At 68.3% G+C, this 23,193-nt stretch carries 22 protein-coding genes; 6 read left to right on the forward strand and 16 right to left on the reverse strand.

The features are described 5' to 3' along the window. Window positions 1-92: 92 nt before the first annotated feature. On the reverse strand, window positions 93-614 hold the full coding sequence (locus IEY88_RS40365; protein ID WP_229694209.1) for an RNA polymerase sigma factor: 522 nt from the start codon (window positions 612-614) through the stop codon (window positions 93-95). Window positions 615-962: 348 nt separating this feature from the next. Here IEY88_RS40365 and IEY88_RS40370 point away from each other — a divergent pair, with 348 nt between their 5' ends. Further along, entirely contained in the window at window positions 963-2,147 is a 1,185-nt protein-coding gene (locus tag IEY88_RS40370) for a cytochrome P450 (RefSeq protein ID WP_229694210.1), read from the forward strand. Here the strand turns inward: IEY88_RS40370 and IEY88_RS40375 are convergent. Then, window positions 2,125-2,535 carry an anthrone oxygenase family protein gene (locus IEY88_RS40375; RefSeq protein WP_189160188.1) on the reverse strand — a complete coding sequence of 137 codons (411 nt, stop codon included), beginning with the start codon at window positions 2,533-2,535 and terminating at the stop codon, window positions 2,125-2,127. The genes IEY88_RS40370 and IEY88_RS40375 overlap by 23 nt on opposite strands. Before the next feature lie 82 nt (window positions 2,536-2,617). Here IEY88_RS40375 and IEY88_RS40380 point away from each other — a divergent pair, with 82 nt between their 5' ends. Further along, on the forward strand, window positions 2,618-3,517 hold the full coding sequence (locus IEY88_RS40380) for an AraC family transcriptional regulator (protein WP_189160189.1): 900 nt from the start codon (window positions 2,618-2,620) through the stop codon (window positions 3,515-3,517). Here the strand turns inward: IEY88_RS40380 and IEY88_RS40385 are convergent. Beyond that, window positions 3,499-3,864, reverse strand: a complete 366-nt coding sequence (locus IEY88_RS40385) for a VOC family protein (RefSeq protein ID WP_229694211.1) — start codon at window positions 3,862-3,864, stop codon at window positions 3,499-3,501. The two genes, IEY88_RS40380 and IEY88_RS40385, sit on opposite strands and share 19 nt — an antisense overlap. Window positions 3,865-3,920: 56 nt before the next feature. On the opposite strand from IEY88_RS40385, the gene IEY88_RS40390 reads away from it, so the two are divergent. Together IEY88_RS40390 and IEY88_RS40395 are read left to right on the forward strand one after the other, a co-directional pair. Further along, the gene (locus tag IEY88_RS40390) at window positions 3,921-4,505 is read left to right on the forward strand and encodes an alpha/beta fold hydrolase (protein WP_229694212.1); all 585 of its coding nucleotides are present in this window, start codon (window positions 3,921-3,923) and stop codon (window positions 4,503-4,505) included. Between the two features lie 12 nt (window positions 4,506-4,517). After that, complete coding sequence (locus tag IEY88_RS40395) at window positions 4,518-5,783, forward strand: MFS transporter (RefSeq protein WP_189160192.1); 1,266 nt, start codon at window positions 4,518-4,520, stop codon at window positions 5,781-5,783. On the opposite strand, the gene proB is transcribed toward IEY88_RS40395, so the two are convergent. The 6 genes from proB to IEY88_RS40425 form a co-directional block, all read right to left on the reverse strand. Continuing rightward, window positions 5,776-6,903, reverse strand: a complete 1,128-nt coding sequence (gene proB, locus IEY88_RS40400; protein WP_189160193.1) for a glutamate 5-kinase — start codon at window positions 6,901-6,903, stop codon at window positions 5,776-5,778. The two genes, IEY88_RS40395 and proB, sit on opposite strands and share 8 nt — an antisense overlap. Before the next feature lie 4 nt (window positions 6,904-6,907). Further along, a complete protein-coding gene (gene obgE, locus IEY88_RS40405; protein WP_189160194.1) occupies window positions 6,908-8,374 on the reverse strand; it encodes a GTPase ObgE in 1,467 nt (488 codons plus the stop codon). A gap of 180 nt (window positions 8,375-8,554) precedes the next feature. Next, window positions 8,555-8,812, reverse strand: a complete 258-nt coding sequence (gene rpmA / locus IEY88_RS40410; RefSeq protein ID WP_090071165.1) for a 50S ribosomal protein L27 — start codon at window positions 8,810-8,812, stop codon at window positions 8,555-8,557. A gap of 14 nt (window positions 8,813-8,826) precedes the next feature. Continuing rightward, complete coding sequence (gene rplU / locus IEY88_RS40415) at window positions 8,827-9,138, reverse strand: 50S ribosomal protein L21 (protein ID WP_030479431.1); 312 nt, start codon at window positions 9,136-9,138, stop codon at window positions 8,827-8,829. A gap of 266 nt (window positions 9,139-9,404) precedes the next feature. After that, window positions 9,405-12,479, reverse strand: a complete 3,075-nt coding sequence (locus IEY88_RS40420) for a translation initiation factor IF-2 N-terminal domain-containing protein (RefSeq protein ID WP_189160195.1) — start codon at window positions 12,477-12,479, stop codon at window positions 9,405-9,407. Between the two features lie 228 nt (window positions 12,480-12,707). Then, on the reverse strand, window positions 12,708-13,433 hold the full coding sequence (locus IEY88_RS40425; RefSeq protein WP_189160196.1) for a TIGR03936 family radical SAM-associated protein: 726 nt from the start codon (window positions 13,431-13,433) through the stop codon (window positions 12,708-12,710). Between the two features lie 238 nt (window positions 13,434-13,671). On the opposite strand from IEY88_RS40425, the gene IEY88_RS40430 reads away from it, so the two are divergent. Beyond that, entirely contained in the window at window positions 13,672-15,069 is a 1,398-nt protein-coding gene (locus tag IEY88_RS40430; RefSeq protein WP_189160197.1) for a S8 family peptidase, read from the forward strand. A gap of 61 nt (window positions 15,070-15,130) precedes the next feature. Here the strand turns inward: IEY88_RS40430 and IEY88_RS40435 are convergent, their stop codons facing one another. The 4 genes from IEY88_RS40435 to IEY88_RS40450 are packed head-to-tail and all read right to left on the reverse strand — an operon-like array spanning window position 15,131 to window position 19,662. Next, window positions 15,131-17,092, reverse strand: a complete 1,962-nt coding sequence (locus IEY88_RS40435) for a TIGR03960 family B12-binding radical SAM protein (RefSeq protein ID WP_189160198.1) — start codon at window positions 17,090-17,092, stop codon at window positions 15,131-15,133. A gap of 43 nt (window positions 17,093-17,135) precedes the next feature. Continuing rightward, window positions 17,136-17,978, reverse strand: coding sequence for an ABC transporter permease (locus IEY88_RS40440; RefSeq protein ID WP_189160199.1), 843 nt, complete (start codon window positions 17,976-17,978; stop codon window positions 17,136-17,138). Next, on the reverse strand, window positions 17,975-18,748 hold the full coding sequence (locus IEY88_RS40445) for an ABC transporter permease (protein ID WP_189160200.1): 774 nt from the start codon (window positions 18,746-18,748) through the stop codon (window positions 17,975-17,977). Before IEY88_RS40445 ends, IEY88_RS40440 begins: the two co-directional genes overlap by 4 nt. Next, window positions 18,748-19,662 (reverse strand): ABC transporter ATP-binding protein, encoded by a 915-nt coding sequence (locus tag IEY88_RS40450; protein WP_189160201.1) that lies wholly within the window; start codon window positions 19,660-19,662, stop codon window positions 18,748-18,750. The genes IEY88_RS40445 and IEY88_RS40450 overlap by 1 nt, the downstream gene beginning before the upstream one ends. 56 nt (window positions 19,663-19,718) lie before the next feature. Between IEY88_RS40450 and IEY88_RS40455 the strand changes: the two genes are divergently transcribed. Continuing rightward, window positions 19,719-20,303 (forward strand): GNAT family N-acetyltransferase, encoded by a 585-nt coding sequence (locus IEY88_RS40455; protein ID WP_189160202.1) that lies wholly within the window; start codon window positions 19,719-19,721, stop codon window positions 20,301-20,303. Between the two features lie 355 nt (window positions 20,304-20,658). Here the strand turns inward: IEY88_RS40455 and ndk are convergent, their stop codons facing one another. The 3 genes from ndk to IEY88_RS40470 all read right to left on the reverse strand — a co-directional run bounded on the left by ndk (window position 20,659) and on the right by IEY88_RS40470 (window position 23,148). Further along, complete coding sequence (gene ndk, locus IEY88_RS40460) at window positions 20,659-21,069, reverse strand: nucleoside-diphosphate kinase (protein ID WP_189160203.1); 411 nt, start codon at window positions 21,067-21,069, stop codon at window positions 20,659-20,661. 113 nt (window positions 21,070-21,182) lie between these two features. Continuing rightward, entirely contained in the window at window positions 21,183-22,625 is a 1,443-nt protein-coding gene (locus IEY88_RS40465; protein WP_189160204.1) for a DHA2 family efflux MFS transporter permease subunit, read from the reverse strand. Between the two features lie 40 nt (window positions 22,626-22,665). Continuing rightward, window positions 22,666-23,148, reverse strand: a complete 483-nt coding sequence (locus IEY88_RS40470; protein WP_229694213.1) for a MarR family winged helix-turn-helix transcriptional regulator — start codon at window positions 23,146-23,148, stop codon at window positions 22,666-22,668. Window positions 23,149-23,193: the final 45 nt, after the last annotated feature.

A 23,193-nucleotide genomic window follows, 5' to 3' on the forward strand; every position in this document is an offset into this window, starting at 1 on the left:
TTTCACGTCCACAAGAGCGGCCTCGACGTCCAACCGGGCGGCGACGGATGCCACCAGGTCCTGGTTGGCACGGTCAAGCCATTCATCAAACCTCACGCGGCTCCCCCTTCCGCGGACTCCGGTCCCGCAGCTCCCTCGAATTCCTTCTTGAGCCGATCCCTCGCGTGGCGCAGGGTCGACCGCACGGTCGCGGAGGTCATCTCGAGTGCCTCCGCGATCTCGACGTTCGTGAATCCGTCCAGATGCCACGCGAAGACCAAGCGTTGTCGTTCAGGAAGTTTGGCCAGCAGGTATTCCACCTGAGGCTGCTCCACGACCGCGGCGAGCGTGTCGTCCACCGAATGGTCGTTGGACGTGTTCAGCCAACCTCCGGAGAGCGCGCGCCGGATGCCTTCCCTGCTGCGCTCGATCGACTCCACCGCGTTGCCGTACGCGGCTTTGCGCACCCACGCCCTGGGGTATCTCAACGTTGCCCATTTGCCCCGTGCCGCGAGCATGGCTTCAGAGGCCGAGTCCTCGGACGTCGCCCGGTCGAAGTTCATCTTGACCAGAAAGGCGACCAGACGAGCGAACTCACAGCGGAAGAAGTCATCGAAGTCGAGCGAACTCGCCACGCTCGCGCCACCTCCTTACCGTGGTCAGGATCAGCCGTCACCTGTGTAGTGCGCCGGGAACCTCGCCGCGTGCAAAGCATGCGGGAATCAAGTCCAGCAGTTGTGGATGGCTGACGTCGCGGACGTACCGGGAGGCCGGCGAAACCTCAGCTCACCGATGTGCCGTTGCCCGTCGTTGCCGCAGGGGACGATGCTGAGCGACCTCACCCGTAGGGATCGTGCAAGTCGGTCCGCCGTCGATGGGGGGAGGTCTTCGAGGCATGGCGGTCGGCGAGGACGCCTTGCCGGCCGACGTGAGCCGTTCGGAGGCAGGCGAGGAAAACGGCGCCGTGTGGCACTGTCAGCGCCATGATTCCGGACGTCGTGCGGTACCGGCAGGCCGATCTCCTCGCGGCTCTGCACCGGCGGTTCGGGCCGGTCGTGCGGATGGGCCCGTACACCTACCTCCTCGGGCCCGAGGCGAACCGGTTCGTGTTCGCGCACTCCGAGCTGTTCGAGGTGGAGCGGGCGTTCCAGTCGCTGGTGCCGGTGGACGGGCCCACGTCGTTGATCGTCAGCGACGGCGAGGACCACAAGCGGCGGCGTCGGTTCGTGCAGCCTGCGTTGGCGCATCGGCAGATCGCGAGCTACGTGCCGGTCATGCGGGCCAACGCCGAGGCGACGGTCGGCGCGTGGCGGCCCGGCGAGACCGTCGACGCGTACCAGGAGTTCCGCCGGGCGATTCGGCGGAGCACGATCCACGCGTTGTTCGGCGAGGAGTTGGCGCAGGAGGCGGACTTCTTCGGTGCGCACCTGCAGGTGTTGATCAACCTGATCGACCGGAATCCGGCGGTCGTCACGCTGCTGCGGACGATGAGGGCTCCGGCCTGGCGCAACGCGATGCGGGCTCGCAGGGCCGTGGACGCGCGGGTTTATCGGGCGATCGAGGAGACGCGCCAAGGCAAGACGGCCGGTGATGTGCTCACTTCTCTCGTGGAAGGTGACGGGCTGAGCGACCTGGAGGTGCGCGACCAGATCGTCACGCTGATCGCGGCCGGGTACGAGACGACCAGTGGCGCGATGGCGTGGGCGGTGTTCAACCTGTTGCGGCACAACGGGGTCTGGGAGCGAGCCCGAGAAGACGACGACTACCTGGCGAACGTCGTCAACGAGACGCTGCGGCTCTATCCCCCGGCGGTCGTCTCGGCACGGGTCGCGACGCAGGAGTTCGAATTCGCCGGGAAGAAGATCAAGCAGGGCACGTTCCTGCTGTACAGCCCGTACGTCACGCATCGGCTGGCCGAGGTCTTCCCGGACCCGCTGCGGTTCGACCCGGACCGCTGGGAGGCCAAGCCGGCGCCGCACGAGTTCCTGCCGTTCGGCGGAGGGCCGCACCGCTGCATCGGCGCCGGGCTCGCCACGACCGTGTTGACCGTGATGCTGAAAGTGTTGTTGCAGAAGCCGAAACCCGAACTGCTCCCCCAGCGCCTCACGCCGACCGGCCTCGCGGCGATGCGTCCGAAGAACGGCCTCAGAATCCGAGCAGCAGGGTGACCGTCGCTCCGGCGCAGGCGACGGCGCGCACGTGGTTCCAGAGCGTCCACGTGCGCAGGTAGGCAGGCCAGTAGGCGTCGTCGGTCCGTTCGAGACGGTTGTTCATCGGCACGTTGACGACCATCGTGAGCAGCAGGCAGCCAACGATGTAGAGCAGGCCGCCGACGATCCTGCCCTGGAAGACCTCGATGCCGCACAGGACCGCGGTGCCGAGGAACAGCAGCAGGAACACCGGGTTCTGGATGCGCGCGTTGATCCGGCGCATGGCGGCGCGGGCGTCCGCGGCGGGCAGGTCCGCGAGGCCCGGCATGACGGCGACGGAGAAGGCGAAGAACACACCGGCCATCAGACCGGTGGCAGTGACTGCGATCAGCGTGAGTGTCCCCATGGCAGCAACTCTGACCTGTCGAAGCCGGACTCTCAATGACAATTCATCGCGCGGGCTTGCTCGTTCGTCCAGAATCAACGGCATGACGGACGCGCTGGGCGAGGCACTGCACCTGTTGAGGATGTCCGGCACCTTCTACTGCCGCAACGAGCTCACCGAGCCGTGGGGCGCGACGATGCCCGACATGGCGGACTGCCTGTGGTTCCACGTGCTGACCAGCGGCCAGTGCGACGTCGAGGTCGACGGCCAGGTCATCTCGCTCGAACCCGGCGACGTGCTGCTCGTCCCGGGCGGGCAGCGCCATCGGCTGTTCCACGGCGACGCGGAGACGCCACTCGTCACGACGCTGCCGCACGAGTTCGAGACCGAGAACTACGCGATCCTGCGGCACGGTGGTGGCGGTGCGGTGACGCACCTCGTGTGTGGTGCGGTCCGCTTCGACCATCCGGCCGCGAAGCACCTCGTCAACGTGTTGCCGAACGTGCTGTACGTGCGCCGCGCCGACGACATGCGCGCCACGATCGACCTGATGGCCATCGAGTCGCAGGCCGTGCGTCCCGGCGGTGAGGCGGTCATCACCAGGCTCGCGGACGTGCTGGTGATCCAGACGATCCGCTCGTGGCTCGCCAACGACCCGGCCGCGCGCACGGGCTGGCTCGGCGCGTTGCAGGACCAGCAGATCGGGGAAGCCCTCGCGCTGATCCACCGCGACCCCGCGCAGCCGTGGACCGTCGAACGCCTCGCGCACCAGACCGCCATGTCACGGTCGGCGTTCGCGGCACGGTTCACCGAACTCGTCGGCGAACCGGCCATGCGCTACGTCACGCGGTGGCGCATGCACGTCGCGATGAACCGCCTCAAAGACCGTGACAGCACGGTCAGCGAGATCGCCCGCGGCCTCGGTTACGAGTCGGAGGCCGCGTTCAGCCGGGCGTTCAAACGGATCGTGGGGATGTCGCCCGGTCAGGCGCGAGCGGGCTGAATCAGGTCCCAGCGGTTGCCGTAGAGGTCCTCGAACACGGCCACGCGGCCGTAGACCTCGTCACGCGGCTGCTCCCGGAAGTACACGCCGAACTCGGTCATGCGGGCGTGGTCGCGGTCGAAGTCGTCGGTGTTGAGGAAGAACCCGACCCGGCCACCGGTCTGGTCGCCCACTCGTGCCTGCTGCTGACCTGTGTCAGCCTGTGCCAGCAGCAGCGACGTCCCCTCTCCCGCCGACACCACGACCCAGCGCTTGTCGCCCTGCGGAACGTCCTCGACCAGTGTGAACCCGAGTCCGTCCACGTAGAAGCGGATCGCCTCGTCGTAGTCGCGGACAACCAACGTCACCAACCCAATAGATCGCACGGCGACGAGTATCGATGACGAGAGAGGTCTACTCCCACATGGCTGACTCACTCGTACTCCTGCACCCCGGCGGTGCGGACCCCTCGGCGTTCGGACCGCAGTTCGACGCTCTGGCCGATTTCGCCCTGCACGCACCACATCGGACCGACCAGGCCACTCAGGACCACACCGAGATGGCGCACGAGACCATCGAGTTCCTCGAACGGATCGGGCCCGCCCACCTGCTCGGCTGCAGCGACGGCGCCACGGTCGCGCTGCTCACCGCAACCCTCAGACCTGACCTCGTGCAACGGCTTGTGGTCGTGTGCGGCGTCTACCACCACGACGGCTGGGACCCGGCCACGGAACTAACGCCGATGCACCGCCGGTCACCCGCGCTCACCGCAGAAGACTTGGCAAAGCTGCCCAACCGAACGCTGATCATGATCGGCGACGACGACGAGGTCACGCTGGAGCACGCCGCGAAGATGTACCGGGCACTGCCGAACGCCGAACTGGCCGTCGTTCCCGGCACGTCACACGGCCTGCTGCACGAGAAGCCCGCGCTGTGCAACGCGATGATCGTCGACTTCCTGACCAACGATCCGGTCGAGACATACGCGCCGATTCGTCGCCGTATGTGATTGGGTGCCTCTATGGCGGTTACATCGGAGAAGCATCGACTGCCCGTACGCACGCTCGTCGCTTCAAGCGCCGGCAACGCGGTGGAGTGGTACGACTGGGGCATCTACACGGCCTTCAGCATCTACTTCGCCACGCAGATCTTCCCCGCGGGCAACGAGGCCGCGGCGCTGCTGAGCACCTTCGCGACGTTCGCTCTCGCCTTCTTCTTCCGCCCGCTCGGCGGTTATCTGCTCGGCCGGTTCGCGGACCTCAGAGGCCGCCGGACCGCGATGCTGTTCACGATCGTGCTGATGTCCGGTGGCTCGGTGATGATCGGCCTGCTGCCGACGTTCGAGCAGGTCGGCTGGCTGTCCCCGGCGTTGCTGGTGCTCGCCCGGATCGCGCAGGGCATGGCACTCGGCGGCGAGGTGTCGAACGCGTCGGCGTACCTGGCGGAGATCGCGCCGGCCTCCCACCGCGGCCGGTACTCGTCGTTCTTCTACATCTCGACCGGTGCGGCGGTGTTGATCGCGTCGCTGCTCGGGTTCTTCCTGTCGCGCAACCTCGACAAGGCCGCGATGGCCTCCTACGGCTGGCGCGTGCCGTTCCTGATCGGCGGCGTGCTCGGGCTGGTCGGGCTGTGGCTGCGGCGGGAGCTCAAGGAGACCGAACAGTTCGAGGAGAACAAGGCCAAGGCCGAGAGCCTGCGCAACCCGCTGATGATGACGCTGAAGGAGCACCCGAAGGCCGTCGGGCAGCTCATCGGCATCACGCTGCTGTCAACGCTGAGCTTCTACACCTTCTTCAGCGCGCTGACGCCGTTCGCGGTGAAGAGCAAGGGCGCCAACGACATCGACGTGTTCCTGGCGCTGTCGATCGGCACGGTCGTGTTCATCGCGCTGCAGTACCCGATGGGGTGGATGGCGGACCGCTACGGCCGCAAACCACAGATGCTCGTGTGGTCGGCGGCGATGGCGTTGCTGGTCGTGCCGCTGTCGACACTGGTCAAACCCGGCTTGGCGAACCTCGTGGTCGTGTTCGCCGTGGGACTCGGCCTCTACACGGCGATCACGTCGATCGCGCCCGCGATCATGAGCGAGCTGTTCCCGACCGAACTGCGCGGCCTCGGCATCGGTGCCTGGTACAACCTGACCGTCGCCGTGTTCGGCGGCACCGCCCCGCTGGTCATCCAGGCCGTGGGCGGCACCGTCTTCTTCTGGTACGTCGCGGTCGCCGCGGTGATCACGTTCCTCGTCGTCCTGACGCTGCCGGAGACGAAGGGCGTGGAACTCACCTAGCCAGCGGCACCAGGTCGTCCGCGTGCACGACCTCGCGGCGGTGCTCCTCAGGCAGGTCGTGGGACTTGCGGCCGATCAACGACGGCAGCTCGGCCGAGTCGTAGCCGACGACTCCGCGGGCCACGACCTCGCCGGACAGGCTCACCAGCTCCACGACGTCACCGGCTTCGAAGTCGCCGTCCACGCCGGTGATCCCGGCGGCCAGCAGCGAACGACGCCTGCCCACGACCGCGGCGACCGCGCCGTCGTCGAGGTGCAGGCGGCCGTTGGCGTCGGTGGCGTACCCGAGCCAGAAGCGGCGGGCGGTGAGGCGGGAACCCGTTGCGGCGAAAGCGGTGCCGACGTCGGCCTTGGTCAGGGCGCGGCCTGCTTCGGTGGCGCTGGTGAGCAGGACCGGGATGCCCGCGGACGAGGCCAGACGAGCGGCGGCGAGCTTCGAGGCCATGCCTCCGGTGCCAAGACCGGACGCGCCAACGCTACCGGCCTTCACACCGTCCACATCGGACGCTGATCCCACCTCGGCGATGCGGACGGCTCCCGGCTGGCGCGGGTCACCCGAGTAGAGGGCGTCCACGTCGGACAGCAGGAAGAGCGCGTCGGCACCCACCAGGTGCGCCACGAGGGCGGCGAGGCGGTCGTTGTCGCCGAAGCGGATCTCTTCGGTGGCAACGGTGTCGTTCTCGTTCACGACCGGCACGGCACCGAGGGCCAGCAGCCTGTCGAACGTCCGCTGGGCGTTGCGGTAGTGCGCGCGGCGCACCACGTCGTCCGCCGTCAGCAGGACCTGGCCGACGGTCAGCGAATAACGCCCGAACGAGTTCGCGTAGGCGTGCGCCAGCGTGAGCTGCCCGACGCTCGCCGCGGCCTGCTGGGTGGCGAGGTCACGCGGGCGGCGGGAGATCTTCAACGGCGCCAGGCCCGCCGCGATCGCGCCCGAGGACACGAGCACGACCTGGCTTCCCGCTGCGGCACGGGCGGCGAGGGCGTCGACCAGCGCGTCGAGACGCGCCGGGTCGAGACCACCTTCCGCTGTGGTCAAAGAAGAAGAACCGACCTTGACCACGATGCGGTTCGCCGAGGCGACCGCGGTTCGAGCTTGTGAGACCACGGGGGCCGTCACTGTGTTACTCCTCGCTGGAATCACCGTAGTCGTCGCCGTACTCACCGGGCGCGCGGCGGGCCTTCTTCAGGGCCTTGCGCTCGTGGGCGCCGATGCGGTCGTTGCGCTCGAGACGGATGTCCGTGCCTCGCCCGGTCATCGTCATCGCGATGCCGGCCGGGGTGGTCGGTTCCCAGTCGAAGATCAGGTCGCCGATGGTGACCTGGCAACCCGGGACGGCGCCCATCTTCACGAGCTTCTCCTCGACGCCCAGCCTGTTGAGGCGGTCCGCGAGGTAACCGACGGCTTCGTCGTTGGAGAAGTCGGTTTGGCGGATCCAGCGCTCGGGGCGTTCGCCCTTCACGATGAAGCCACCCTCGACCGAGGGGTCCTCGATCACGGTGAAGCCCTGGTCGTCCACGGCGGTCGGCCGCAGCACGATTCGGGTCGACTCCTTCTTCGGCTTGGCCGCGCGGTACTCGCGCACGACCTCGGCCAGCTTGAACGTCAGCTCGCGCAGGCCCTGGCGGGACACGGTCGACACCTCGAAGACCGGCAGGCCGCGAGCCTCGATCTCCGGGCGGACGATGTCGGCGAGGTCCTGGGCGTCCGGGATGTCGACCTTGTTGAGGATCACCACGCGCGGGCGGTCCTCGAAGTTGCCGCCGAGAGCGGGCGTGTACTCCGAGAGTTCCTTCTCCAGCGCGTCGATGTCCGCGATCGGGTCGCGGCCCGGCTCGTACGTCGCGCAGTCGACGACGTGCGCGAGAACGGCGGTGCGCTCGATGTGGCGCAGGAAGTCGAGGCCGAGGCCCTTGCCCTGCGACGCGCCGGGGATCAGGCCGGGGACGTCGGCCATCGTGAAGATGGTGTCGCCCGCGGTGATCACGCCGAGGTTGGGGACCAGCGTCGTGAACGGGTAGTCGGCGATCTTCGGCTTCGCGGCGGAGAGCACGGAGATCAGCGACGACTTGCCGGCCGACGGGAAGCCGAGCAGGCCCACGTCCGCGACGGACTTGAGCTCGAGCACCAGGTCACGCGTCTCGCCGGGCTCGCCGAGCAGCGCGAAGCCGGGCGCCTTGCGGGCCCTCGACGCGAGCGAGGCGTTGCCCAGACCGCCACGGCCACCGGCCGCCGCGATGAGCTGCGTGCCCTCGCCGACGAGGTCCGCGACGATCTCGCCGGCCTCGGTCAGCACGACGGTGCCGTCCGGGACGCGCAGGATCAGGTCTTCGCCGTTCGCGCCGTCGCGGTTCGCACCGGCACCGGCCTTGCCGCTCGTGGCGGAGGCGTGCGGGCGGAAGTGGAAGTCCAGCAGGGTGTGCACCTGCGAGTCGACGACGAGGATGACGTTGCCGCCACTGCCCCCGTTGCCGCCGTCCGGGCCGCCGAGCGGCTTGAACTTCTCGCGGTGCACTGAAGCACAACCGTTGCCCCCGTTGCCGGCGGCAGCGTGGATCACCACCCGGTCAACAAATCGAGCCACGGTCATCACTTCCAACTGCTAGAGGCGGCGAATTCCGACTGGGAACGCCGCATGGGGTCCGGGGGTCGCCCCGGCTGGGGTCTGGGGGCTTGGCCCCCAGAAAACACAAACGAGCGACGTGGCCCGCGCTCTCAGCGGGCACACGTCGCTCGGTCGATCGTGCTAACTACGTCGCGGAAACGGTCCTCAGACCGCGACCGGAACGATGTTGACGGTCTTGCGACCGCGCTTCGAACCGAACTCCACCGCACCCGGCAGCAGGGCGAACAGCGTGTCGTCCTTGCCGATGCCGACGCCGACGCCGGGGTGGAACTTGGTGCCGCGCTGGCGGATCAGGATCTCGCCGGCCTTGACGACCTGACCGCCGTACCGCTTCACGCCCAGGTACTGAGCGTTGGAGTCACGGCCGTTGCGGGAACTGGATGCACCCTTTTTGTGTGCCATGAGAAGTCAGGTCCTCACTTACCGGTGATGCCGGTGACCTCGACGCGGGTCAACTTCTGACGGTGACCCTGTCGCTTGTGGTAGCCGGTCTTGTTCTTGAACTTGTGGATGCGAATCTTCGGGCCCTTGGTGTGCTCGACCAGCTTGCCGGTAACCGAGAACTTCGCCAGGGCCGCCGCGTCTGCGGTGACGTCAGTGCCGTCGACCACGAGCAGCGCCTGGAGGGAGATTTCGGTGCCCGGCTCGCCCTCGAGCTTCTCGACCTCGACGATGTCGCCGACAGCGACCTTGTACTGCTTGCCGCCGGTCTTGACGATCGCGTACATCAGGACGGAAGTCTCCTGCTACTCGATGGTGACGGGCCGTGTGCCGGCCATTCTGGGACGGTGTTTCCACCTAAAGGCACCAGAGGAGGCACACGACAGGACCCGTCGGATGGCGGGCCGTCAACAAGGTTACGGGAGTGGGTGCGCCGGGAGCAAACCGGGGTGCCCGGAACACGTTCCCACAGCCTGTGCGGTCCCTCACATCGTTGCCCCGCAACGCAAAACCGGGGCCGCCCGCAGGCGACCCCGGTCTCACGTTCCTCGCGTCAGTCCTCCTGGACCGGCGGTCCCGCGGGACGCGACACGGCGCGGCGCCTGCGAGTGGTGGTGACCACCGGTGCGGGCATCTGGACCTCGGGCTGCTTGGGCACCTCGACGACGATCGGGGCCGGGGCCTCGACCGCGGGGGGAGCACCAGCGGCGCGCTTGGCCGCACGACGACGCGGGCGAGCCGCGGGGGCCTCCACAGCGGCCACCGGGGCCTCCGCGACGGGCGCGGGCGCGGAGACCGGTTCGGGGGCCTCGGCGGCCTCCTGCTCGGGCTCGACGGCCGGAAGGGGGCGCTGGGACCCGATGCGACCCGTCACGACGGGCTGCTGCGCACCGACGCGCCCGGTCACGACCGGCTCCTGCTCGGGCTCAACGGGGCGTTGGGCACCGATGCGACCCGTGACGACGGGCTTCTCGACGACGGGCTCGACGAGCTCCTCGACGGACTCCTCGATCACCTCGGGCTCGGTGACCACGGGCTCGAGCTCGACGGGCGCCGGGTCCTCGGCGACCTCGTGCGGCACGTGACCGTTGAGCGCCTGCTCCTCGGCCACGACCGCGTCGACGACGGCCTGCGGCTCCTTGTCGCGGCCACGACGACGGCGGCGACGACGGCCGTGGCCCTCGTGCTCCTGGTCGGCGGCGACGAAGTCCTCTGAGGTGTCCTCGGGCTCACCGGGCTCGAAGACCTGGACGGCCTCGGGCTCGACCGGCGTCTCGACGACCGCCTCGACGACCTCGGTGGTCTCGGCCGCCTGCTCGCCGCCACCCTTGTTGCGGCGCGACTTGCGGCCACCGCCCTGGGCCTGCTGTTGCTGCTGCTGGCCGCCACCGCCGCCGCCACCGTGCGAGTGCACGGGCTCGGTGGACACGACGACGCCGCGGCCGCGGCAGTGCTCACACGTCTGGCTGAACGCCTCGAGCAGGCCGGTGCCGACCCGCTTGCGGGTCATCTGGACGAGACCCAGCGAGGTGACCTCGGCGACCTGGTGACGCGTGCGGTCGCGGCCGAGGCACTCGGTGAGGCGGCGCAGCACCAGGTCGCGGTTCGACTCGAGCACCATGTCGATGAAGTCGATGACGATGATGCCGCCGATGTCGCGCAGCCGGAGCTGGCGGACGATCTCCTCGGCCGACTCCAGGTTGTTCCTGGTGACGGTCTCCTCGAGGTTGCCGCCCGAGCCGGTGAACTTGCCGGTGTTGACGTCGATGACCGTCATGGCCTCGGTGCGGTCGATGATCAGGTAGCCACCCGACGGCAGCCAGACCTTGCGGTCGAGCGCCTTCATCAGCTGCTCGTCGATGCGGTACTCGACGAACGCGTCGTTGTTGCCGACGTGCTTCTTCAGGCGGTCCTGCAGGTCCGGCGCCACGTGGCGGACGTACGAGTCGATGACCTCCCACGCCTCGTCGCCCTGGACGACGAGCTGGGCGAAGTCCTCGGTGAACAGGTCGCGGACGACCTTCACCAGCAGGTCCGGCTCTTCGTAGAGCAGCGTCGGAGCCTTGGTGGAGGTGGTCTCGGACTTCTCCTTGATGACCTTCCACTGGGCCTGCAGACGCGTGACGTCGCGGCCGAGCTCGTCCTCCGCGATGCCCTCCGAGGCGGTGCGGATGATCACACCGGCGTCCTCGGGGACGACGCGCTTGAGGATGTCCTTGAGGCGCTTGCGCTCGTTGTCCGGCAGCTTGCGGCTGATGCCCGTGGCACCGCCGCCCGGCACGTAGACGAGGAAGCGGCCGGGAAGGCTGATCTGGGTGGTGAGGCGGGCGCCCTTGTGGCCGACCGGGTCCTTGGTGACCTGGACGAGCACCGAGTCGCCGCTGGAGAGCGCCTGCTCGATCTTGCGGGACTTGCCCTCGAGACCGGCGGCGTCCCAGTCGACCTCACCGGCGTAGAGCACGGCGTTGCGGCCGCGGCCGATGTCGATGAACGCGGCTTCCATGCTCGGCAGCACGTTCTGGACGCGGCCGAGGTAGACGTTGCCCACGATCGAGCCGCTGCCCGACGAGGTGACGAAGTGCTCGACGAGCACGCCGTCCTCGAGCACGCCGATCTGGGTGCGGTCGCCGCGCTCGCGGACGACCATCGTGCGGGCCACGGCCTCGCGGCGGGCCAGGAACTCGGCCTCGGTCAGCACCGGGGCACGGCGGCGGCCGGCCTCGCGACCGTCGCGGCGGCGCTGGCGCTTGGCCTCCAGGCGCGTGGAGCCCCGGATGCTGCGCACCTCGTTCTGCGCGGCCTCGGAGTCGGCCTTGTCGTCGCGTGCGTCCCGCGCCTCACGGACTTCGCGCACGTGCACGACGGTGTTCGGCGGGTCGTCCTCGGCGGCGACGTCGTCGTCCGTGCCGGTCTTGCGGCGACGGCGACGGCGGCGACGGCGGGTCGAGCCCTCGTCACCCTCGTCCTCGGCCTCGTCGGCGGCTTCGGTCTCCTCGGGGGCCTCGGCGTCCTCCGCCGCTGCCTCGTCGGACTCCTCGCCGGACTCGGCGTCGGTGCCCTTGCCACGGCCGCGGCCACGACGGCCCCGGCGGCGGCGACGGCGGCTGTCGGCCTCGTCGTCACCGTCGGCGTCGGTGTCCGCATCGGTCTCGGCCTCGGCCTCGGCGGCGTCGAGCTCGTCCGCGGCGATCTCGCCGATGGACTTCTCCTCGACGACCGGCTCTTCCTCGACCACGAACGGCGATGCGGACGCCTTGGGGCGCTCAACCGGCGTCGGCGGCAGGAAGACCGCGCTCGGCGCGGCGAAGATCGGCGCGAGCGCCGGTGCCTCGAACGCCGGGATCGCGGGGGCCTCGTAGTCCTCGGTGACCTCACCGGTGACCACGTCGTCCCAGTCCACCAGGGTCTCGGCGACCTTCAGCGCGACGTCGCGGCTGACGCTCGACTGCGCACTGCGGGCGACCTCACCGAGGTCGGCCAGCGCTGTCATCACGTCCTTGCTGCTGACGTCCAGCAGCTTCGCCAGTGCGTGGACCCGCAGCTTCTCCGGCAGGTCCGCCAGTGCCGGGCGTGCGGCAACCACGCCCTGCCCGCCGGTGACACCGGCAGGCTTGTCCTCGTTCGACATGCAGCTCCTCCACCCCCGGGCGCGTCCCGTGAGGACGCGGCCGCGCAGGGGCCTCTCTCGTCTCTTCCACCGCTTCTCGCGGCGGGAATCCTTGCCTCGCGCGCAGCGGCGTGGCGCCTCACTGGGCGCACGCTTGCGCAGGTCCCACGACGACGCCGCTGTCAGCGCCGCTCCTCCTGTATGCGCGTCCCGGCTGGGCCGGACCGAACAGACAACCGTCTGCGCTCGTCAGGACTCTCTGTCCTGCTGGAGCGGGTCCACCAGCCTGCCCTCGCCGTCGAGCCTTCCCTGCGCCATCCGGGTTGCTCTCGCAGGTACCGGCGGCACGAGATCGGCTACGACGCGAAGCGCATTCAGCACGTCGTCGGGTCGCACGGTAGGCGTTACCTGCCGTACAACCGTCATGAGTATCCCACACGGTCGTGACAAAGCGGTGGCATCGTGTCCGGCGTCGCTCGAACGTGGTTCGACCAGCGCCGACACGACGGCCGGCCGCACGTCGAGCATCTTCGTGCCGTTCTTGGTGAGTCGCTCGACCTCGACGGACTCGGCCGCGAGCAGGACGCTCACCGCCTTCGCCAGCTCTTCGGGTTCCACCCCGTCGAGCTCGATCCGCCACTCGCTCGCGTCGATGCGCTCGGTGAGATTGCCCCCTTGCGCCTGGACGATGTCGACGACGTCGATGCCGGGTGGCAACGCCTCGTCGAGCGCGACCTTGAGCGCCACCGGGTCGACCTTCTCGACCACCGAGACCTCGACGTACTCGGCCTCGCTGGCCACGCCGGTCGGCGCGGCGCCGACCCACGACACCTTCGGGTGAGGGCTGAACCCCTGGGAGTAGGCCATGGGTACACCTGCCCTGCGCAGCGCGCGTTCGAACGTGCGAGCGATGTCGCGGTGCGATGTGAAACGCAACCTCCCCCGCTTGGTGTAGCGGAGGCGCAGTTTCTGCACCGCCGCGGCGGAGGGGTTGTTGGGCAGGTTGCGGCTCAGCGGTGCTCCCGAGTGGTATTCCGACGGGTGAGCGGTCCCATCGGCGCAGGCTGTTCGTCCATGAGGACGGTACCGTGAACCTGATACAGAACGTTCAGCTTGTCTAGATCGTTGCGCGTGGCTACGGTCCGGCTGACTGGACGCCCTGCCGACCTGGAGGTCCCTGGTGCCTCTGCCCCACCGCGCCCGAGCGGCGGCGATGACCGCTTTGCTCGTGGCCGGGTGCATGGCGGCGTCTCTGCCCGCCGGCGCGGAACCGGACCCGGCACCCGAGGTGAACACCTGCATCCAGCCCGGTCCCCTGCTGCGCTACCTGGTGGTGTTTCCGCAGGCCACGCCCGCTGAGGCGGCGAACTCCGAAATCACTGCGGCGTGCGGCCTGACGACGGTCTACTACCCGCAGATCTCGGTCGCGGTGGCCACCTCGCCGGACCCCCGCTTCCTGAAGCAGATCGGCCCGGAACGCGCGTACAGCGCCCAGGCCGAGAGCATCGCCAAGCGGTCGGTGAAGCGGAAGAAGGACGACACGGAGCTGTTCCGGCCCTCGGGTGTGCGCTCGGCCGAACAATGGGACATGGATCTCATCAACGCGCCGGCCGCGCACAAGATCACGACGGGCTCCAAGTCCGTCGTCGTGGGCGTCCTGGACTCCGGTGTCGACGCCCGCCACCCCGACCTGGCCGACGCGCTGGCGCCCGAACTGTCCGCCGGGTGCCTGACCGGCAAGCCAGACACCTCGCCCTCCGCCTGGGCCCCGACGACCTCCGCCCACGGCACGCACGTGGCCGGCACCATCGCCGCGGCCAACGACGGCCGCGGCACCACGGGCGTCGCACCGGGCGTGCGCATCGCGTCCGTGAAGGTCGTGGACGATGAGGGCTTCATCTACCCCGAGTACGCGGTGTGCGGCTTCATGTGGGCCACCTCGCAGAACATGACGATCACCAACAACAGCTACTTCATCGACCCGTACCTGTTCACGTGCCAGAGCGAGCCCGGCCAGCGCGTCATCTACGAGGCCGTGCGCCGTGCCGTGGACCACGCGACGTCGCGCAACGTGCTGACGGTCGCCGCCGCCGGCAACGCCGCGGCCGACCTGTCCCGGCCGGGGCGCGACTCGATGTCGCCGACGAACGGCGAGGCGCAGACCCGTCCGGTCGACTCGACGTGCGTGGTGCTGCCGGCGCAGCTCAAGAACGTCGTCGGCGTGTCGGCGGTCGACCCGGCCGAGACCAAGGCCGGGTACAGCTCGTACGGGCTGGGTGCGATCGACGTGACGGCACCGGGTGGCGACCCGCGCACGCCGAACGGGTGCGTGCTGTCGACCGTGCCGTCCGGCTACGACTACTCGTGCGGCACGTCGATGGCGACCCCGCACGCGGCCGGGGTGGCGGCGCTGATCGCGTCGACGCATCCGGCCACCGACGCGGTGTCGCTCGGGCGCATGCTGAACGCGCAGGCGTCGACGCTGGCCTGCCCGGCCGACTACGACCTGAACGGGACGGGCGTGCAGGACGCGTTCTGCACCGGGTACTCGGAGTACAACTCGTTCTACGGCCACGGGCTCGTGGACGCGCTCGCCGCCGTCACGAGGTAACCGACCACAAACGCAAGAGGGGCCCTTCCGCAGCGCGAAGGGGCCCCTCTTGTTGTGGAAGCTACGGCGTGAGAGCCGGGTTCTTCACGGGCGAACCGACACCGACCGGGGAGATCGGCAGCAGCTTGCGGCCCGTCGGGCCGACCTCGATGTCCGTGCCCATCGCCGGGCAGACACCGCAGTCGAAGCACGGGGTCCAGCGGCAGTCGTCCTGCTCGCGCTCGTCGAGCGCGTCCTGCCAGTCGGCCCAGAGCCATTCCTTGTCGAGGCCCGAGTCGAGGTGGTCCCAGGGCAGGACCTCCAGCTCCTCGCGCTCGCGCATGGTGAACCAGGCGAGGTCGACGCCGAGCGGCTCCAACTGCTCGGCCGCCTTCGCGGTCCAGCGGTCGTAGGAGAAGTGCTCGCTCCAGCCGTCGAACCGGCCGCCGTCGCGCCACACGGCCTCGATGACCTTGCCGATGCGCCGGTCGCCCCGGCTGAGCAGACCTTCGATGAGGCTCGGCTTGCCGTCGTGGTAGCGCATGCCGATGTTGCGGCCGAGGCTGCGGTCGCTGTTCACGGCCTCGCGGAGCTTGCGCAGCCGGTCGTCGACCGTGTCCGGGTCGCACTGCGGGGCCCACTGGAACGGCGTGTGCGGCTTGGGCACGAACCCGCCGATCGAGATGGTGCAGCGGACGTCGTTGCGGCCGCTCGCCTGCCGGCCCGCGCGGATGACGTTCTTCGCCATCTCCGCGATCTGCAGGACGTCCTCGTCCTCCTCGGTCGGGAGGCCGCACATGAAGTAGAGCTTCACCTGCCGCCAGCCGTTGGAGAACGCGGCCGACACCGTCCGGATGAGGTCCTCTTCGGACACCATCTTGTTGATGACGCGGCGCATCCGCTCGCTGCCGCCCTCGGGCGCGAAGGTCAGGCCCGAGCGCCTCCCGTTGCGGGACAGCTCGTTCGCGAGGTCGATGTTGAACGCGTCGACGCGCGTGCTCGGCAGGCTCAGGCCGGTGTTCGTGCCCTCGTAGCGGTCCGCGAGGCCCTTGGTGAGCTCGGCGATCTCGCTGTGGTCCGCGCTGGACAGGCTGAGCAGGCCGACCTCTTCGAAGCCGGTCGCCTCCAGTCCCTTCTGGACCATGGCGCCGATGCCCTCGATGGACCGCTCGCGCACCGGGCGGGTGATCATGCCCGCCTGGCAGAAGCGGCAGCCGCGCGTGCAGCCGCGGAAGATCTCGACGCTCATCCGCTCGTGGACGCTCTCGGCGAGCGGCACCAGCGGCTGCTTCGGGTACGGCCACGCGTCGAGGTCCATCGTCGTCCGCTTGAAGACGCGGTACGGGACCCGGTCGCGGTTCGGCACGACGCGCTGGATGCGGCCGTCCGGCAGGTACTCCACGTCGTAGAAGCGCGGGACGTACACGCCGCCGGTCTCGGCGAGCCTCGTCAGCACCTCGTCGCGGCCGCCGGGCGAGCCCTCGGCCTTCCAGTTCTTGACGATCTCGGTGATCTCGAGGACGGCCTCCTCACCGTCGCCGAGCACCGCCGCGTCCACGAAGTCAGCGATCGGCTCGGGGTTGAACGCCGCGTGCCCACCGGCGACCACGATCGGGTCGTCCACGGTGCGGTCCTCGGCGTGCAACGGGATGCCGGCCAGGTCCAGCGCGGTCAGCATGTTCGTGTAGCCCAGCTCCGTCGCGAAGCTGATGCCCATCAGGTCGAACGCCTTGAGCGGACGGTGCCCGTCGACCGTGAACTGCGGGACGTCGTGCTCGCGCATCAACGCCTCGAGGTCCGGCCACACGGCGTACGTGCGCTCGGCGAGCACGTCCGGCAGCTCGTTGAGGATCTCGTAGAGGATCATGACGCCCTGGTTGGGCAGGCCGACCTCGTACGCGTCGGGGTACATCAAAGCCCAGCGCACGGACGCCGCGTCCCAGTCCTTGACGGTCGCGTTGAGCTCCCCGCCGACGTACTGCACCGGCTTGGAGATCCGCGGCAGCAGAGGCTCCAACCTGGGGAAAACAGACTCAGCACTCACACGACCAGAGTACGGCCCCCGCAGGCGGGGGCCGAATCGCGCCTCAGTCCAGCAACAACTTGCCCAACCGCCGCGCCGCGACCACCGTTCCGACGGCCGCGAGCACCGCGAAGTACGCGACGTGACCGAGCATGCCCCAGCCGACAACGCCCAGCGTGAGGCCCCGCATGAGCTCGATGGCGTGGTAGAGCGGCGTCCACGTCACCACGGCCTGCAGCCAGCCCGGGTAAACCGACAGCGGGTAGAACGTCGTCGAGAACAGGAACAGCGGCAGCACCGCGAGCTGCACGAGGTCGAAGTCCTGCCACGACCTCATGAACGTCGTCGCCGCCATGCCCACCGCCGCGAACGCGAACGCCACCAGCAGCGCCGCCGGCAACGCGAGCAACGCCCAGGGCGAGAAGATCAGCCCCATCCCGAGCATCACGCCGAGGAACCCCGCCGAGTACAGCCCGCCCCGCAGCAGCGCCCACGAGATCTCGCCGATCGCGATGTCCATCGGCCCCATCGGCGTCGAGAGCATCGCGTCGTACAGCTTCACGTACTTGAACTTGAAGAACACGTTGAACGTCGCGTCGTACACAGCCCCGTTCATCGCGCTCGCGGCCAGCAACGCGGGCGCCACGAACGCCGCGTACGAGATCGGCCGCCCGTCCGGCCCGGCCACCGCGTTCACCATCTGCCCGAACCCGAGCCCGAGCGACCACAGGAACAGCATCGGCTCGAACGCCCCGCCGACCAGCACGAACCACGCGCGCCGGTTCACGACGGCAGACCGTTCGACGAGCATGCTCGCCCGCCTGCCGTAAAGCCCCGGCGGAATCACCCGCCACAGCAGCCCCACGCTCGCGGGCCTGGCCTTCTCTCGTTCCAGGGTCTGCGTCATACGGCCAGCCTCCGGTGGAAGAACTTCACGCCGAGCGCGATCCCGACACCGACCAACGCGCCGAGGTACACGACGTGGCCCAACGCGGGTAAGAGGTCCAACGTGCCGAACGTCGCGCCTCGCGCGAGCTCGATGCCGTGCCACGCCGGAGTGAGCCACACCAGCGGCACCAGCCAGTCAGGCAGCTGGCTGACGGGGAAGAACGCGCCGGTGAACAGCGTCATCGGCATCAGCACGAACCGGAAGATGTTGTTGAACGCGTCCGGCTTGTCCAAGGTCGCGCTGTACGCCACCAACGGCGCGCTGAACGCGAGCCCCGCCAGCGTCGCGACAGGAATGGCCAGCAGGATCCCAGGCCCCGCAGCAGCCCCCAACGCGGCCGCGACCCCCACGAACACCACCGACCGCAACAACAACTGCGAGCCGATCCACATCGTCTGCGAGTAGAGCACCTGCGCCGGCGTGATCGGCGTGGCCACCATCGCGACGAACGACTTCTGCCACATGAACTGCGACATGACCGGGAACGTCGACTCGAACGTGGCCCCCTGCACCGCCGTGACCACGACGAGCGCGGGCGCGAGGTACTGCAGGTACGGCACACCACCGATCAACGCCGTCGACTGCACCTGCGACCCGAACCCGAGACCGAGCGCCAGCAGGAACAACACCGGCGTGAGAAAGCTCGACACCGCGGTGGCACGCCAGTTGCGCCGGTACCACGTCCAGGTCTTCTCGAACCCGAACCACGAAGCCCTCAACGTCTCCATCAGTCCACCAACGTCCGGCCGGTGAGCCGCAGGAACACGTCCTCCAGCGAACTGCGCCGCACCAGGCTCTGCACCGGCTGCACCCCGTGCTCGTGGACTCTTTGGAGAGTCGCCTCCCCGTCCTTGGTGTAGAGCAACAGCCGATCCGGCAACACCTCGACCCGCTCCGCGAAGCGCTCCAGGTCCGGTTTCTCCGCACCAGGCTGGAACCGCAACTCCAGCACTTCCCTGGTCGAGTACCGGTTGATCAGCTCACTGGGCGACCCCTCGGCAGCGATCCGCCCACCGTCCATCACCACGAGCCGATCGCACAACTGCTCGGCCTCGTCCATGTAATGCGTGGTGATGATGAGCGTGACACCGTCCTGCTTCAGCCGGAACAGCCTGTCCCACAACAGATGCCGAGCTTGCGGGTCCAACCCGGTGGTCGGTTCGTCGAGCAACAGCAACTCGGGATCGTTCACAAGCGACCGCGCGATGGTCAGCCGCCGCTTCATCCCACCGCTCAACGGCTCGACCTCGTGGTCCCCCCGATCCGACAGCTGCGCGAACTCGAGCAACTCCACGGCCTTCTCCCGGCACTTCTGCCGCGACATCCCGAAGTACCGCCCGTAGATCTGCAGGTTCTGCCGAACCGTCAACTCGGTGTCGAGGTTGTCCAACTGCGGCACCACCCCGAGCCGAGCCCGGATCTTGGGCCCTTCGGTCCCGGGATCCATCCCGAGCACCTTCAACTCCCCACCGGTCCGCCCGGACACACACGAGATCATCCGCATGGTCGACGACTTCCCGGCCCCGTTGGGCCCGAGAAACCCGAACGCCTCCCCCCGCCGCACCTCGACGTCGATGCCCCGCACGGCCTCGAACGACCCGAAGTGCTTGGTCAAAGCCTTGGCCTCAACAAGGTTGTCCACAAGACCCGACGTTAACGAACAGGTCTGACAATTCTCGACGCAATTACGATCCCCCCATGCCCGAACTCCGCTGGCCAACGGAAGCCGACGACACCCTCCGAGCCGAGATCCACACAGTCGTCCACGACGTGGTGGCAGCAGGCGGCGCAGTCGGCTACCACGAGCCTCCGACCTACGCCCGCATCTCAACCTGGCTGGACACGGTCCTCAAACAGGTCCGAGACGGCGACGCGGCCTTCTGCACCGCAGTGGTCGACGGCGCGGTGCGCGCGGTGGGCCTGTGGCGACGCGGTCCGACCGCCGTCTTCCAGCACCGGGCCGAGGTCCAGCAGATCATGGCCCACCCGTCGGCACGCGGCCTGGGGTTGGGCAAACGGGTGATGGAGGGCTTGGTGGCCAACGCCCAGGAGCAGGGCATCGAAATCCTGATGCTGGGCGTACGAGGCAACAACCACGGCGCCATCGAACTGTACGAGGGCCTGGGCTTCAGGGAATGCGGCCGCATGCCGAACGCGATCGCCGTGGGGACCGAGCGGTGGGACGACGTGTGGATGTACCTGCCGCTGGGCTACCCGGAGGGGACGACGCTGAACGGCGCGGCGGCGGGGGGATTGGGCAGCAGCCCACGCAGGAACGCCTGACAACCGCGAAGCCGGAGGCGAGCCGTCCTTCAGCCAGCGATGCCGCAGGCGAGCCGTCTTTACCAAACACACTGGGTGGGGTGGCTTCGTCACGAGTCGTGCCATAGCTCCTGCTGCATGCAAGGAGGGGTGTCAACTCGACACGCTTTTCGTCGAGTTGACACCCCTCCTTGCATGTGGCCCGCTCTTGGCTCGACTCGTGACGAAGCCACCCCACCGACGCAACCAAACCAAGCAACAGGCAGCCGCCGAAAGCAACAGGCGTGCCATCTACCTGCGTGGGGCGTGGACCCCGGCTTTGGATCAGATTGGCGGGGCCTGGGGCGGAGCCCCAGGAATCAGCCAAGCAGCTCAATCAGAGGTTCGGAAACCAAATCTTGATCTCCCGCTCAGCCGACTCGACCGAGTCCGACCCGTGCACCAGGTTGTACTGGACCTCAGTACCAAAATCCCCACGAATCGTGCCAGGGGTGGCCTTCTCGACGGGGTCGGTCCCACCGGCGAGCTGACGGAAGGCCGGGATCGCGCGAACGCCCTCGACCACGATCGCGACCAACGGACCACCGGTGATGAAGTCGACCAGGTCACCGTAGAACGACTTGCCGTCGTGCTCCGCGTAGTGCTGCTCGGCGGTGGCGCGGTCGGCGGTGCGCAGCTCGAGGGCAGCGAGCTTGAGGCCCTTGCGCTCGATCCGGGCGATCACCTCGCCAACGAGACCACGGGCAACGCCATCGGGCTTAACGAGAACCAGGGTGCGCTCGGACACGACGGTGTGACTCCTCGAAAACAGGTACGGGATGTGCCGACAAGGGTAACCGCGCGCATGCGGCGCACTTCGGGAGGGCTGTGACCGGGGCTACTCCCCCTCACGCCAGCCCTCTAGTGCACCAGCACGGGCTGAGCGTCCCGGTCGACGGAAACCTGCCGCAACACGAACACCGCCAGCCCCAGAGCCACCGCCACCAACCCGGCCGAAATCCAGAACGCCAGGTGGAACCCGGACGTCAAAGCCTCCAACCGCCCAACCCCGGAGGCCAGCAACGACGACGTGTAACTCGTAGAGGTAGTGGCCAGCACAGCCAGCCCCAACGCCCCACCCACCTGAGCAGTCGTGTTCACCAGCCCAGAAGCCAGCCCGGCTTCGTCGTGCGAAGCACCGGACATCGCCAAGGTCATCAACGCGGGAAACGACAACCCGAGCCCAACACCCAACGGCGCCACCGCAGGCAGGATGTGCGCGACATAGGACCCGTCCACCGGCACCTGCGTGAACACCACCATGCCAACAAGCATGAACACCAACCCGACGATCAACATGTTCCGCTCACCGAACCGGGCGTTCAACCGAGCCGACAACGACACCGAGAACACCGCGATAGCACCGGCAACGGGCATGAACGCCAGCCCGATCTGCAGCGGCGTGTACTGCAGAACCAACTGCATGTACAGCGTCCCGAGGAAGAACAGCCCGAACATGCCGGCGACCATGGAGATCTGCACCAGGTTCGCGCCAGTCACGTTGCGAGAGCGAAACACCCGCAACGGCAGCAACGGCTTGGCAGCAGTCCTCTGCCGCACCACAAATCCCACCAACAACGCCACCGCCACGGCACCAAGCCCCAGCGTGTGCGCAGAGCCAAACCCGTAGTGCTCAGCCTTGACGATCGTGTACACCCCGAGCATCACCGCGGCCACGATCAGCAGCGCCCCAAGAACATCCGCCCCCTCACGCAGCCCAAGACCAATGGAGTCAGGCACCAAACGCACAGCGGCAACGGCGGCCACGATCCCGATCGGGATGTTCACGAAGAAGATCCAGTGCCACGACATCGCATCCGTCAGCACACCACCGAGCAACAACCCCAAAGACGCACCAGCAGCAGCGACGAAGCTGAAGATGCCGATGGCGCGCCTCTGCTCGTCCTTCTCCGGGAACATGGTCACGACCATGCCCAGCGTCACGGACGTGGCCAGCGCACCGCCCGCGCCCTGCACGAAACGCGACACGATCAGCATCTCGGCGCTCAGCGACAGCCCGCACAGCAGCGACGCCACCGTGAAGACGCCGAGGCCGATCAGGAACACCTTCTTGTGCCCGATCAAGTCGCCGAGACGGCCCGCGAGCAGGAGCAGACCGCCGTAGGCGATCAGGTACGCGTTCACGACCCAGGCGAGTCCCGCCTGGCCGAACTCGAGGTCCTCCGCGATCGCGGGCAGCGCGACGTTCACGATCGTCTGGTCCAGCACGATCATCAACATCCCTGCGCACAGCACGATCAGCGCCAGCCAGCGCGCGTCGGTCTTCGATCCCCCTGAAGTCATAAGAGGAACCGTAACAGATAGTTTTGTACGGGACTATCTTCTATCCAACGGCATGACGCAGAGCACGTTTCCGCGGCGGCTTCTCGCACGCCACGGGAGCGCTCAAACGACCTTCCACCAGGCGCGTCAGACCGTTGACCATGCCTTCGCGCTCGTTGTCCGGCAACGAGCCCAGCACGCTGCCGACGACGTCCGAGTACACGTCGTCCGCCTTCGCCACGATCGCGCGACCGGCCTCGGTCACCACCACGACACGGGCGCGACGGTCCGTCGGCGACGGCTGGCGCTCGGCATAACCAGCGGATTCGAGGGCGTCCATCGTCACGACCATGGTCGTCTTGTCGATGCTGATCCGGTCCGCGATCTCGGTCTGCGTGAGCCCCGCGTCCAGCGCGCTCGACAGCACGCAGCGGGCTCGCGGAGTCAGTCCGATCTCCGCGAGCCTCGCCGTCAGCTCCGTCTCGAGCGCGTGCCCCGTCCGATGCAGCAGCATCATCAGGTCAGTACACCCCGTCGTGCCCATGACCCCACGGTAGCAAACTGTTCTGCAACAAAACTATTTCTCAGC

Origin of the sequence: Lentzea pudingi (assembly GCF_014646255.1) — a bacterium.
Taxonomy (GTDB): Bacteria; Actinomycetota; Actinomycetes; order Mycobacteriales; family Pseudonocardiaceae; genus Lentzea; species Lentzea pudingi.